Consider the following 13192-nt stretch of genomic DNA (forward strand, 5'->3'; position numbering starts at 1 on the left):
CTTTTGCTGTCCCGGATCCTTCATACAAGGGTGCTGCAATTCCGCGCATGCCCCGGGCGACGCGGACAACGCAACCCGGAGCCCGTCGCAAGGGGGAATCCGCGCCAAGGATGTCTTGCCATCCAGTGTCGTCGCATCCACTCCGGGAGTTGCCACATGTCCAGTCTTCGCTTGCTCCGCAAGGCACTGTTGCCCGCGTCGATCGCCATCATGGGATTCGCGCTCGCCGCCCATGCCCAGGTCGATCCCGCTTCCAGCCGGAACGCGGGCGGTTTTCCGCATTTCCCGTGGCCCGGCCAGCACCGTTCGCCGCAGGACGAGATCCCCACCGCCACGCCGATCAAGCACCTGGTGGTGATCTTCGACGAGAACCGCTCGTTCGATCATTACTTCGGCACCTATCCGGTGGCCGCGAATCCGGCCGGCGAGCCCGCGTTCAAGGCCCGGCCCTTCACGCCGCGGGTGGAAGGCCTCACGCCTGCCCTGCTCAACGACAACCCGAACAAGTCCAACCTGGCCAACGGCGTCAACGCGGTGAACCCGTTCCGCCTCGACCGCACCCAGGCCAACACCGAAGGCCAGAACCACAGCTACACGCCCGAGCAGCTCGCCTACGACAACGGCGCCGCCGACCGCTTCCCCGCCTACACCGGCAACAACACGGTGACCACCACCGGCGCGTTCGGCACGCACGGCCTGGTGATGGGCTACTACGACGGCAACACCGTCACCGCGCTGTGGAACTACGCGCAGAACTTCGCGATGGACGACAACGCCTACACCGACACCTACGGCCCCTCGACCCCGGGCGCGATCGCCGTGGTCTCGGGCACCAACAACGGCGCCAAGGTGGTGCTGGGCTCGGCCGCCACCATCCCCGACGGGCAGGGCGGCCTCAGCCTGATCGGCGACACCGACCCGGCCTACGACGCCTGCTCGTCCACCAGCAGCACGATGCAGATGACGTCGAAGAACATCGGCGACCTGCTCAATGCCGCCCGCATCACCTGGGGCGGCTTCATGGGCGGCTTCGACCTGGGCGCCGCCAACGCGAACGGCAGCACGGGCTGCGCGCGCAGCACCTATTCCAGCGTGCTGGACGCCTCCATCGCCGACTACATACCGCACCACAACTGGTTCCAGTACTACGCCAGCACCTCCAACCCGACGCACGCACGCCCGACCTCGCTGGCCCAGATCGGCCATGCCGACGACAAGGACCGCACCGCCACGCCGGTGCACCACGAGTACGACGTCAACGACTTCTTCAAGGCCGTGTCGGCCGGCAACTTCCCGTCGGTGAGCTACATCAAGCCGCCCGCCGTGAACGACGCGCATCCGGGCAACTCCGATCCGCTGGACGAGCAGGCCTTCGTGGTGAAGGTGCTCAACTTCCTGCAGCAGCAGCCCGACTGGGACAGCACCGCCGTCATCATCACCTACGACGACTCCGACGGCTGGTACGACCACCGCTACGCCGCGCCCACCACCTCGTCCTTCGACGCGACCACCAAGGAAGGCTCGGTGATCGGCGCCGACCAGCTCAATGCACCGGGCGTGTGCAATGCCAAGGGCGCCAAGCCGGGCGTGGGCGTGAACGGCGGCACCGTCAACGGCCGCTGCGGCCCCGGCACGCGCGTGCCGTTCCTCGTCATCTCGCCGTGGGCGCGCAGCAACTACGTGGACGACACGCAGATCACGCAGGCCTCGGTGGTGCGCTTCATCGAGGACAACTGGCTGCACGGCCAGCGCATCGGCCAGGGCTCGAACGACGCCAGCACCGGCAGCATCATGGGCATGTTCGACTTCCGCCGCCGCGCGTTCGACCTGACGCCGCGCCTGTTCCTGGATCCCGACACCGGCTTGCCGGTGGACAAGCGCCGGCCCTGGCATTCCTGACGAAGGCCATCCTGTGCCTCTTTCCCGTCCGCGGGAAAGAGGCACAGCCCCGGGAGAAAAGAGCGCACCGAACGATGCCGGCCGACCGACCCACTGCGCACGCCCCGCACCCGCCGCATCGCGTGGCCGCGCTCCTGCTCGGCCTGGCCTGCACCTTCAGTTGCCTCACCAGCTACGCCTTCCTCGACGAGGCGACGAAGCCGCCGGGCGACGGCAGCAATCCGCACCCCGTCCACCTGCGCCTGCCGAGGCCGCAGCCGCTGAGCGCCGTCGCGCGACTCGGCAAGGCGCTGTTCTTCGATCCCATGCTGTCGGGTTCGGGCAGGCAATCCTGCGCGTCGTGCCACAGCCCCGCCTACGGCTACAACCCGCCCAACACGCTCACGGTGCAGCCGGGCGGCGTGGACCTGCGCAAGGCCGGCTACCGGCCACCGCCTTCGCTGGCCTACCTGTACCGGCAACGCCCCTTCAGCATCGGCCCGGACCGCTCCGGCGACGACGCGGTGCCCAACCTCGCCGCGCTGGCCACGGCCGCGCGCAACGATCCGCGCGCCACCAAGCAGGCCGGCGCCGCGCCCACCGCGCCGGCGATGGTGCCGCAGGGCGGCCTGTTCTGGGACGGCCGTGCCGATTCGCTGCAGCGGCAGGCCTACCTGCCCCTGCTCAATCCGGTGGAAATGGCCAATCGCAGCACGGACGAGGTGGCCGCCAGGCTGGTGCGCAGCCACTACCGCCAGGGCTTCGTCGAGTTGTTCGGGCCGGGCATCGTCAACGATCCGCGGCAGCTCATCGACGAAGCGATGTTCGCCATCGGCCGCTTCGAGATCGAAGATCCGTCCTTCCATCCCTTCACCAGCAAGTACGACGCGTGGCTGCAAGGGCAGGCCCGGCTGACGCCCGCCGAAATGCGCGGCCTGCGCCTGTTCAATGATCCCGCGAAAGGCAACTGCGCCGCCTGCCACCTCGACCAGCCCACGCGCGACGGGCTGCCGCCGCTGTTCACCGACACCCAGTACGAGGCGCTGGGCGTGCCGCGCAACACCGCGCTGGCGGCCAACCGCGACCCGCGCTTCCACGACCTCGGCCTGTGTGGGCCGTTGCGCAAGGACCTCGCCGCGCAGACGCAATACTGCGGCATGTTCCTCACGCCCACCCTGCGCAACGTGGACCGGCGCGCCGTGTTCTTCCACAACGGCGTCTACCATTCGCTGACGCAGGTGCTCGACTTCTACAACCTGCGCAGCGTCGCGCCGGAGAAAATCTACCCGCGCGATGCGCACGGCAAGCTGCAGGTCTACGACGACCTGCCCGCGGCGAACCAGGCCAACGTGGATACCGCCGACGCCCCCTTCGACCGCCGGATCGGCGACCAGCCACCGCTCACCGCGCAGGACATCCGGGACATCCTCGCCTTCCTGCACACGCTGGACGACGGGTATCGGGCGAAGGCGTCGCGCAACGCCGGCCCGTAGGCAGCGAGTCGCGGACGCGGCACGGCCGGACCCGCGGAGGGTCATGGCGGAACCGGCCGACCCTCGCTGCCGCCGGAGCGCCAGTCATCGCCACCATGCCGCGCACCACCCGCCGCGCCGGCGAAGGCCGCCATTCAGGCCACCCCAGCCGGCCCGCCGGCCAGCGTCGCGCAAAGAACCGCGACATGGGCAACGGCAACCCGCATCATCGACGGCAGCGCACCCATGACGTGGCGCGAGCGAACTGCTATAAAGTATTACAAATTATTCCGGTGGCCCCGGCCACAGAGCGCTGAAGGGAGAACAGGCATGGTGAAACCCGTCATCGTGCGCAACCTGCACGGCCAGGTGGTCCAGGAACTGGGCCGGCTGATCGTCGGCGGCGAGATCGCCCCCGGCGAGAACCTGCCGCGCGAGGAACTGCTGGCCGAACACATGAAGGTGAGCCGCACCGCGCTGCGCGAGGCGATGAAGGTGCTGTCGGCCAAGGGCCTGATCGAATCGCGCCAGAAGACCGGCACCCGCGTGCGCGACACCATCCACTGGAACCAGCTCGACGCCGACGTGCTGGCCTGGCGCTGCGCTTCCATGCCCACCGACGATTTCGTCGAAAAGCTGGCGGAGATGCGCGAGATCATCGAGCCCGCCGCCGCCGCCGCCGCCGCCCGCCGGCGCGACCCGGAGCAGCTCGCCCGCATCGAGGCCGCCTACGCGGCGATGGCCGCGGCGAACGACCGCGAGGAATGGTCCGTGGCGGACCTGGCCTTCCACGAGGCCGTGCTGCACGCCACGCACAACGAGCTGATGATTTCGCTGTTCTCGGTGGTCGAGACGGCGCTGGGCAGCTACCTCGAGCTGTCCGCGCGCAAGGCCAGCGACTTCAAGTACTCGCTGCCGCACCACAAGAAGGTGCTGGACGCGATCCGCCGCCGCCAGCCGGAAGTGGCGCGCGAGGCGATGCAGAAGACGGTGGCCGACTCGCGCAGCAACATCCGCCGCCATGCCAAGCGCCGGGTGGCTGCCAAGGCATGAGCGGGTTGATCGCACTCGACTGGGGCACCAGCAGCCTGCGCGCCTTCCGCTTCGACGACACGGGCAGGCTCGCGGAAACACGTGCACGCCCCTGGGGCATCCGCCACCTGCCGGAAGGCGGCTGCGACGCCGCGCTGGCCGGCATCGCCGCCGGCTGGCCCGCGCTGCCGCGGCTGGCCTGCGGCATGGTGGGCAGCCGCAACGGCTGGCGCGAGATGGCTTACCTCGACCTGCCAGCGGACGCGGCTCAGCTCGGCAAGGCGCTCGGTTCCGTGCGCGCCGCCGATGGCATGGACGTCCATCTGGTGCCCGGCCTGCGCGACCCGCATGGCCCCGACGTGATGCGCGGCGAGGAAACCCAGCTGTTCGGCGCGCTGGCGCGGCGCCCGGAGCTGGCCGCGGCCTCGACCTTCATCCTGCCCGGCACGCACAGCAAGTGGGCCGTGGTGCGCGATGGCGCGGTGCGCGGCTTCCGCACCCTGATGACCGGCGAGCTGTTCGCGGTGCTGCGGCAGCATTCCATCCTCGGCGCCACCGGCGCCGAGGCCGCGGACGACGCGGCGGCCTTCGCGCGTGGCGTGGCCGCCGCGCGCGACAGCGGCGGCGCCGGCGCGTTCAGCCGTCTGTTCTCCACCCGCGCGCTGATGCTGGACGGCGCGCTGGCGCCCGCGTCCGCGCCCGACTATCTCTCCGGCCTGCTGATCGGCGAGGAATTCCGCGCCGCGCTGGCCGACGGCCTCGCCCGCCGCGACACGCGGCTGCAATTGATCGGCGAGGCCGCACTGTGCGAACGCTATCGCCGCGCCGCCGCGCTGTTCGACATCGAACTGCCCGCCCCGATCGAAGACGCCGCCGCGCATGGCCTGTGGCGACTGGCAACGCAGGCGGGTCTCGTCTCCATCCATACCAGGGAATCCCGCGCATGCTGACGCCGTGGCTCCAACCCTTGCCGCTGGTGGCGATACTGCGCGGCCTCGTGCCCGGCGAGGCGGTGGCCACCGGCCGCGCCATCGTCGCGGCCGGCTTCCGCGTGCTGGAAGTGCCGCTGAACTCGCCGCAGCCGTTCGACAGCATCGCCCTGCTCGCCGCGGCGCTGGGCAAGGATGTGCTGGTTGGCGCGGGCACGGTGATGACGCCGGCGCAGGTCGAGGCCGTGGCGGATGCCGGCGGCCGGCTGATCGTGATGCCGCATGCCGACACCGCGGTGATCCGCGCCGCCAAGGCCGCCGGCCTGCTCTGCGTGCCCGGCGTGGCCACGCCCACCGAGGCCTTCGCCGCGCTCGCCGCCGGGGCCGACGGACTGAAGCTGTTCCCCGCCGAGCAATCCACGCCGGCCGTGCTCAAGGCCTGGCGCGCGGTGCTGCCGCGCGAGGTGCCGGTGCTGCCGGTGGGCGGCATCGCACCCGGCAACATGGCGCCCTGGGTCGCCGCGGGCGCCGCCGGCTTCGGCATCGGCTCGGCGCTGTTCGCCCCGGGCCGCACCCCCGACGACACCACGCAACGCGCCCGCGCCTTCGCGCAGGCTTGGCACAATCTGGAAACACACGCATGAAGATCACCAAGCTCACCGTCTACCAGGTGCCGCCGCGCTGGCTGTTCCTGCGCATCGACACCGACGCCGGCGTCAGCGGCTGGGGCGAGCCGGTGGTGGAAGGCCGCGCGCACACGGTGGCCGCCGCCGTGGAGGAGCTGGCCGACTACCTGGTCGGCAAGGACCCGCGCCACATCGAGGACCACTGGAGCGTGCTCTACCGCGGCGGCTTCTACCGCGGCGGCCCGGTGCTGATGAGCGCGATCGCCGGCATCGACCAGGCGCTGTGGGACATCAAGGGCAAGGACCTCGGCAAGCCGGTGCACGAGTTGCTGGGCGGGCCGGTGCGCGAGCGCATCCGCGTGTACTCGTGGATCGGCGGCGACCGTCCCGCCGATACGGCCAGGGCCGCGCAGGAAGCCGTGGCGCGCGGCTTCACCGCGGTGAAGATGAACGCCACCGAGGAAATGCAGTACGTCGACACGCACGCCAAGGTCGAGCGCGTGCTGGAGAACGTGCAGGCGATCCGTGATGCGGTGGGCAACGACATCGGCATCGGCGTGGACTTCCACGGCCGCGTGCACAAGCCGATGGCCAAGGTGCTGATGCGCGAACTGGCGCCGTTCAGGCTGATGTTCATCGAGGAACCGGTGTTGTCCGAATACCTGGAGTGCATTCCCGAGCTGGCCGCGATCTCGCCCGCGCCGATCGCGCTGGGCGAGCGGCTGTACTCGCGCTACGACTTCAAGCGGGTGCTGCAGACCGGCGGCGTGGACATCATCCAGCCCGACCCCTCGCACGCCGGCGGCATCACCGAGACGCGCAAGATCGCCGCGATGGCCGAGGCCTACGACGTGGCGCTGGCGCTGCATTGCCCGCTGGGGCCGATCGCGCTGGCCGCGAACCTGCAGCTGGACGCGGTGTGCCACAACGCCTTCATCCAGGAGCAGAGCCTGGGCATCCACTACAACGCCAGCAACGACCTGCTCGACTACGTCACCGACCGCAGCGTGTTCGCCTACGCCGACGGCTTCGTCAGCATGCCGAAGGGGCCGGGCCTGGGCATCGAGGTGAACGAGGCCTACGTGGCCGAGCGCGCCAAGGTCGGCCACCAGTGGCACAACCCGGTCTGGCGCCACGCCGACGGCAGCGTGGCGGAGTGGTGAGCGCGATGACTTCCACCTACGCGAATTACCCCAGCCTGCGCGACCGCAGCGTGCTGGTCAGTGGCGGCGCCACCGGCATCGGCGCCGCCTTCGTCGAACACTTCGCGCGGCAAGGCGCGAAGGTGGCCTTCCTCGACATCGACGAAGCGGGCGCGCAGGCGCTGCTGGCCACGCTGCAGGACGCGGCGCATGTGCCCGTGTTCCAGCGCTGCGACGTCACCGACCTCGACGCGCTGCACGGCGCCATCGACGCCGCGCGCGAGCGCATCGGCCCGATCGCGGCGCTGGTCAACAACGCCGCCAACGACGTGCGCCACGCCATCGGCAGCACCACGGCGGAGGCCTTCGACCGCAGCATGGCGGTGAACCTGCGCCACCAGTATTTCGCCACCCAGGCGGTGCTGCCGGACATGCGCGCGCTGGGCGGCGGCTCGGTGATCTGCCTGGGTTCGATCGGCTGGATGAAGAAGAACGGCGCCTACCCGCTGTACGCGATGGCCAAGGCCGCGGTGCACGGCCTGGTAAACGGGCTGGCGCGCGAGCTGGGCCACGAACGCATCCGCATCAACGCGCTGGTGCCGGGCTGGACGATCACCGACAAGCAGCGCCGGCTGTGGCTGGACGCGGCGGGCGAGGAAGAGATCGCGCGCATGCAGTGCCTGCCCGATTTGCTGATGGCCGAGGATCTCGCGCGCATGGCGCTGTTCCTCGCCGCCGACGACAGCCGCATGTGCACCGGCCAGTCCTTCATCGTCGACGGCGGCTGGGTGTGAGCGCCGCCTCCGCCCCGATGCAGGCCGCGCTGGCGGCGGCCAACACGCTGGGCGAAGGCATCGTCTGGTGCGAGCGCGCGCAGGCGCTGTACTGGACCGATATCCACGCCTCGACACTCTGGCGCCATGCGCCGTCCAGCGGCGAGACGCGGCAATGGACCCTGCCCGAACGCCTCGCCTCGTTCGCCCTGTGCGAGGCGGACGGCTGGCTGTTGCTGGCGCTGGCCTCGCGGCTGGCGTTCTTCCGCCTCGCCGACGGCGTGCTGCACACCTTGTGCGAGGTGGAGCCCGGGCTGCCCACGCGCTGCAACGACGGCGCCTGCGACCGCCGCGGCCGCTTCGTGTTCGGCACCCTGCACGAGCCCGCGGACGGCGGCCCGAAACAGCCCATCGGCGGCTTCTGGCGCCTGAATGCCGACCTCACGCTGGAAAAGCTGTCGCTGGAAGGCGTGGCGATCAGCAACAGCCTCGCCTTCAGCCCCGACGGCGGCACGCTGTACTACTGCGATTCGCTGACCCGCACGATCCGCTGCTGCGCCTACGGCGACACGGTATCCGGCCTGCGTGGTTTTGCCGACCTGCGCGACACCGCCGGCGAGCCGGACGGCTCCTGCGTCGATGCCGAGGGCGGCCTGTGGAACGCGCAGTGGGGCCTGGGCCGCGTGGTGCGCTACCGTGCGGACGGCGGCATCGACCGCATCGTGCCGGTGCCCGCCAGCCAGCCCACCCGCCCCGCTTTTGGCGGCGCGGCGCTGGACACGCTCTACGTCACCAGCGCCCGCGATGGCCTGGATGCCGACACGCTGGCGGGCGAACCGCTGGCCGGCGCGCTGTTCGCCGCACGGGTCGGCATGCACGGCCTGCCCGAGCCACGCTTTGCAGGCAGGCCGCCAGTGGGTGACACTCCGTGATTGCGGCCAATGTCCGGGAAGGCCTCAGCCTCGCTCGTCATCCCGGCGAAAGCGGGGATCCAGTACTTGCCGGTATGAAACGCAAAGGCACTGGATCCCTGCTTTCGCGGCAATGACGGCAACAACCAGGGCCGCACGCACACCATTCCTCGGGGAGAGATTGATGAGCATCACCAGCGCAGCACCCGCCGCCAGGCACAGCAAGGCCACCGCCATCTTCGTCTGCATCCTCGCCGCGCTGGCCGGCCTGATGTTCGGCCTGGACATCGGCGTGATCGCCAACGCCCAGCAGTTCATCCAGAAGGATTTCGGCATCGGCGACGACACCCTCGGCTGGATCGTCAGCATGATGATGCTCGGCGCGGCCTTCGGCGCGCTGGTGGCCGGCTGGCTGTCCAGCCACCTGGGCCGCAAGCGCACGATGATCCTCGGCGCCGCGCTGTTCGTCGGCGGTTCCGTGCTGTGCGGCATGGCACCGACGCCCGAAGTGCTGATCGTGGGCCGCCTCGTGCTGGGCATCGCCATCGGCCTCGCCAGTTTCACCGCGCCGCTGTATCTCGCCGAGGTTGCGCCGGAGTCCATCCGCGGCGCGATGATCTCGATCTACCAGTTGATGATCACCATCGGCATCCTCGTCGCGGCCCTGTCCGATGCCGCCCTCAGCTACACGCAAAGCTGGCGCTGGATGCTGGGCATCATCGCCATCCCCGGCGCGCTGTTCCTGCTCGGCGTGGCCTTCCTGCCGGAAAGCCCGCGCTGGCTGCTGATGAAGAACCGCGGGCCCGAGGCCGAGCAGGTGCTGCAGAGGCTGCTTGGCGACCGCGACGCCATCGCCAGGGAAGTCGGCGAAATCAGGGAGCAGTTGAAGACGCCGCAAAACGGCCTGCAGATGTTCCTGCAGAACTCCAACTTCCGCCGCTCGGTGGGGCTTGGCGTGCTGCTGCAGGTGATGCAGCAGCTCACCGGCATGAACGTGGTGATGTACTACGCGCCGCGCATCTTCCAGGGCATGGGCTACGCCACCGAATCGCAGATGTGGTTCACCGTCATCGTCGACCTCGTCAACGTGCTGGCCACCTTCATCGCGATCGGCCTGGTGGACAGGCTGGGCCGCAAGCCGATCCTCTACATCGGCTTCGTGGTGATGGCGATCGGCCTCGGCGTGGTCGGCAGCATGATGCACCTGGGCATCCACACGCACGGCCAGCAGATCTTCACCGTGGGCATGCTGCTGGTGTTCATCGTGGGCTTCGCGATGTCGGCCGGCCCGCTGATCTGGACGCTGTGCTCGGAGATCCAGCCGCTCAAGGGCCGCGACTTCGGCATCGGCTGTTCCACCTTCACCAACTGGGCGGCCAACTGGCTGGTCGGCATCTCGTTCCTGCCGCTGCTCAACGGCATCGGCCAGGCCGAGACGTTCTGGTTGTACGGCGCCTTCAACGTGGTGTTCATCGCGTTGACGATCTGGCTGGTGCCGGAGACCAAGGGCGTCACGCTGGAGCAGATCGAGCGCAAGCTGATGGCCGGCCAGCCGCTGCGGCGGATCGGCCAGTAAGGTCGTGCGCCCGGCGCCGGTCCGCGCGAACGGCCAGGCCCGTCGCCCGCATCGGCGGCGACGGGTCGTGCTGGCGGCCCCGCTGCTCGCGCTGCTCGCCACGGCGGCGAACCTTGCCGCCGCCGGCGAAACCTTCCGCAACCCGCTGCTGCCCTCGGGGCCGGACCCGTGGGTGGCGCAGCGCGACGGCTTCTACTACTACACGAACACGCTGGGCGACCGCATCGCGCTGTGGAAGACGCGCGACCTGGGCCGCCTCGCCGAGGCGCCGGTCACCGTGGTCTGGCGCGTACCGGCCAGCGGGCCGGGCTCGGCCGCGGTGTGGGCACCGGAGCTGCACTTCCTCGACGGCAGGTGGTACCTGTACTACACCGCCGCCGACAAGGCGCACGACGACGACACCCACCGCCACCTCTACGTGCTGGAGAACGCCTCGCCCGACCCCACGCAGGGGCAATGGGTGCCGCGCGGCAGGCTGGAGACCGACCGCACCGGCATCGACGGCACCGTGTTCCGCTCGCGCGGCAGGCTGTACTTCGTCTACTCGGCCTACGTCGGCGACCACAGCGACCTGGTCATCGCGCCGATGTCGAACCCGTGGACGCTGGGCCGGCCGCAGGTGGATATCGCCCATCCCACCCGGGCGTGGGAGATGCAGGGCGGGCGCAAGATCCTGGAAGGGCCGGAGTTCCTCGAAGGCCCCACCGGCAAGCTGTTCCTCAGCTATTCCGCCAGCGCGTGCTGGTCCGACCACTATGCGCTGGGCCTGCTCGAAGCGGCGCCGGACGCCGATCCGCTCGATCCCGCGTCGTGGCACAAGTCGGCGCAGCCGGCGTTCGCCCAGTCGCCGGCCAACGGCGTCTACGCGCCGGGCCACAACGGCTTCTTCAAGTCGCCCGACGGCAGCCAGACCTGGATCATCTACCACGCCAACGGCGGCCCGGGCTGGAAGTGCGGACCGCGCCGCTCGCCGCGCATGCAGCAGGTGCACTGGCGCGCGGACGGCACGCCCGACTTCGGCGTGCCGGTGAAGGCGGGCGTGCCATTGGCCGCGCCGTCGGGACAGGACGAGGCGCAGGCCCCGCGACGTCCGCGCTAGTCGCCGGACGCAGGCGCGCCGGCGGCGTCGATCTGCAGGTAGTCGATGTCCAGCGCGTGCGCCGAACCGCCGACGGCGATCGTGTGGTCGCCCGCGCGCAGCGGCGCGCGGAAGGTGGTGATGCGCCAGCCGTCGCGGTCGTCGCGGGTGTCGCCGGCCGCGATCGCCCGCCCGTCGATGTGCAGCACCGGCCCGGTCGCGAAGCCGAGGTCCTGCCAGCGCACGCGCAGCACGCGCGGGCCGTCCGCGGCGGAGTGCACGGCGAAGTCGAGCCGGCCCAGCGGCGGCGCGGCGACGCGCGCCTTGCGCCGGTCGGACGTGGTCGGGTCGTCGATCTGCACCGCCCAGTGGCGCGCGGCGTCCTCCGCCTCGTAGCGGTCGAAGCGCGCCGGCGCGCTGGCCTCGAGGATGACGTTGGCGCGCGCGTCGGCAGGCGCCCCGGGCACGGACGACGAGGTGAGGTGCAGCAGCGTGCCGTCCTTTTGCAGCAGCAGCGCCTGGGTCCAGCCGGCGTGGATGTTGCCGGTGAGCTTCTGCACCGGCGCCGGCGCCTCCCACCACGGACCGCGGCCGAGGTCGTTGTTCCAGTAGATCGCACGGCCGCCCGGATCGCCGCCGCCGCCGGCGCGTTCGGCCAGCACCGCGATCACGCCGTCGCGGCCGCCCAGCGGCAACCACTTCACGATCGGCGAGGCGGCGGGCCAGGCGCCGGCCTGCGTCTGCACCGGCGTGCCACGGTCGGCCGGGTCGCCCCAGTCCAGGCCGTCGCGGCTGGACTTCAGGTAGACGTGGCCGTTCTGCGGGCCGTCGATGTCCTCGTAGCTCATCACGTAGCGGCCGTCGGGCAGGCGCTCGACCACCGCCATGCCGGGGCGCTCCACGCCACCCGGGATCGCCACGTCGACGTGCTCGGCGCTCCACGTGCGGCCGCCGTCGCTGGATACCTTGTGCGCCAGCAACTGGTTGTAGCCCTCGGCCTTGTGCTGCTCGCTGGAGTACCAGGCCACCAGGCGGCCGTCGTCCAGCACGCGCAGGTTGGGTTCCCACACGCCGTGGTTGTCCTTGTCCTCGGGCTTGCCGCCACCCTTGATGATCGAGCTGAGGTAGCGCCAGCTGTGGCCGCCGTCGTCCGAGGCGTAGAGCTGCAGGTCCTCGGTGACCACCCTGCCCTGCGCGTCGTTGCCGGTGGCGTTCGCGGCCAGCAGCACGGTACCCGCCGGCAGCGGGCCGCTGGCGCGCGGCAGTTCGTACAGATTCGGTTGCCAGCGCAGTTGCCAGGTGGCATCGCCGCCATGCGCCTGGTCGGTGACGTTTTCCGTGAAGCGCCAGTCGCGCTGCCCGGGCTCGCGCACGTACAGCGGTATGCCGCCCATGCCGTCGCGCTCGAACGCCAGCAGCACGCGGCCGTCGGCCAACGGGTCGGCCTGGTGGGCGAGCCGCACCAGCACCGGGTAGCCCACGCCTTTCGCCAGCACGCTGCCGATGGACGCATCACCCGGCCGCACGGCGGCCGATGGAGCGGCGGACAGCACGCACAGACCCAGGGCAATGGCGGCGACGGAAGGTTTCATGCGCGGGCTCCAGGCGGATCCGGTGGGCTGTGGCGGGGCGGCATGGCGGAGCGATGCGCCCCGGGAACATCGGGGCGGCGGACGGCCCCGTGACGCATCGCCTGGCCAACACGAGAGTTCAGATCCCGGGGACCGCCGCGTTCGGCACGTCGGCCCATGAAGAAAAAGCGGCGGTGGCGCGGG

At 70.6% G+C, this 13192-nt stretch carries 12 protein-coding genes; 11 read left to right on the forward strand and 1 reads right to left on the reverse strand.

Annotated features, from left to right (window positions below; all coding sequences use genetic code 11):
• Positions 1-156 precede the first annotated feature (156 nt).
• The 11 genes from ABQJ56_RS10230 (at position 157) to ABQJ56_RS10280 (ending at position 11438) form a co-directional block, all read left to right on the forward strand.
• Positions 157-1899 carry a phospholipase C gene (locus tag ABQJ56_RS10230; protein WP_367844917.1) on the forward strand — a complete coding sequence of 581 codons (1743 nt, stop codon included), beginning with the start codon at positions 157-159 and terminating at the stop codon, positions 1897-1899.
• A gap of 74 nt (positions 1900-1973) precedes the next feature.
• Positions 1974-3371 carry a cytochrome-c peroxidase gene (locus tag ABQJ56_RS10235; protein ID WP_367844918.1) on the forward strand — a complete coding sequence of 466 codons (1398 nt, stop codon included), beginning with the start codon at positions 1974-1976 and terminating at the stop codon, positions 3369-3371.
• Positions 3372-3466: 95 nt separating this feature from the next.
• Positions 3467-3667, forward strand: coding sequence for a hypothetical protein (locus ABQJ56_RS10240; protein ID WP_367844919.1), 201 nt, complete (start codon positions 3467-3469; stop codon positions 3665-3667).
• 13 nt (positions 3668-3680) lie between these two features.
• The gene (locus tag ABQJ56_RS10245; RefSeq protein ID WP_367844920.1) at positions 3681-4403 is read left to right on the forward strand and encodes a FadR/GntR family transcriptional regulator; all 723 of its coding nucleotides are present in this window, start codon (positions 3681-3683) and stop codon (positions 4401-4403) included.
• A complete protein-coding gene (locus ABQJ56_RS10250) occupies positions 4400-5332 on the forward strand; it encodes a 2-dehydro-3-deoxygalactonokinase (RefSeq protein WP_367844921.1) in 933 nt (310 codons plus the stop codon). Before ABQJ56_RS10245 ends, ABQJ56_RS10250 begins: the two co-directional genes overlap by 4 nt.
• Entirely contained in the window at positions 5326-5955 is a 630-nt protein-coding gene (locus tag ABQJ56_RS10255; RefSeq protein WP_367844922.1) for a 2-dehydro-3-deoxy-6-phosphogalactonate aldolase, read from the forward strand. The genes ABQJ56_RS10250 and ABQJ56_RS10255 overlap by 7 nt, the downstream gene beginning before the upstream one ends.
• Positions 5952-7100, forward strand: a complete 1149-nt coding sequence (gene dgoD / locus ABQJ56_RS10260) for a galactonate dehydratase (protein WP_367844923.1) — start codon at positions 5952-5954, stop codon at positions 7098-7100. Before ABQJ56_RS10255 ends, dgoD begins: the two co-directional genes overlap by 4 nt.
• 5 nt (positions 7101-7105) lie before the next feature.
• On the forward strand, positions 7106-7873 hold the full coding sequence (locus ABQJ56_RS10265; protein ID WP_367844924.1) for an SDR family NAD(P)-dependent oxidoreductase: 768 nt from the start codon (positions 7106-7108) through the stop codon (positions 7871-7873).
• Complete coding sequence (locus tag ABQJ56_RS10270; protein WP_367844925.1) at positions 7870-8784, forward strand: SMP-30/gluconolactonase/LRE family protein; 915 nt, start codon at positions 7870-7872, stop codon at positions 8782-8784. The genes ABQJ56_RS10265 and ABQJ56_RS10270 overlap by 4 nt, the downstream gene beginning before the upstream one ends.
• Before the next feature lie 163 nt (positions 8785-8947).
• Positions 8948-10339: a sugar porter family MFS transporter gene (locus ABQJ56_RS10275; RefSeq protein WP_367844926.1), complete on the forward strand. Its 1392-nt coding sequence runs from the start codon at positions 8948-8950 to the stop codon at positions 10337-10339.
• A gap of 67 nt (positions 10340-10406) precedes the next feature.
• On the forward strand, positions 10407-11438 hold the full coding sequence (locus ABQJ56_RS10280; protein WP_367844927.1) for a glycoside hydrolase family 43 protein: 1032 nt from the start codon (positions 10407-10409) through the stop codon (positions 11436-11438).
• Here ABQJ56_RS10280 and ABQJ56_RS10285 read toward each other — a convergent pair.
• Positions 11435-13009, reverse strand: coding sequence for a sialidase family protein (locus tag ABQJ56_RS10285; protein ID WP_367844928.1), 1575 nt, complete (start codon positions 13007-13009; stop codon positions 11435-11437). The genes ABQJ56_RS10280 and ABQJ56_RS10285 overlap by 4 nt on opposite strands.
• Between the last annotated feature and the right edge of the window lie 183 nt (positions 13010-13192).

The sequence above is a fragment of the Rhodanobacter geophilus genome (genome assembly GCF_040812275.1).
Taxonomy (GTDB): domain Bacteria; phylum Pseudomonadota; class Gammaproteobacteria; order Xanthomonadales; family Rhodanobacteraceae; genus Rhodanobacter_A; species Rhodanobacter_A geophilus.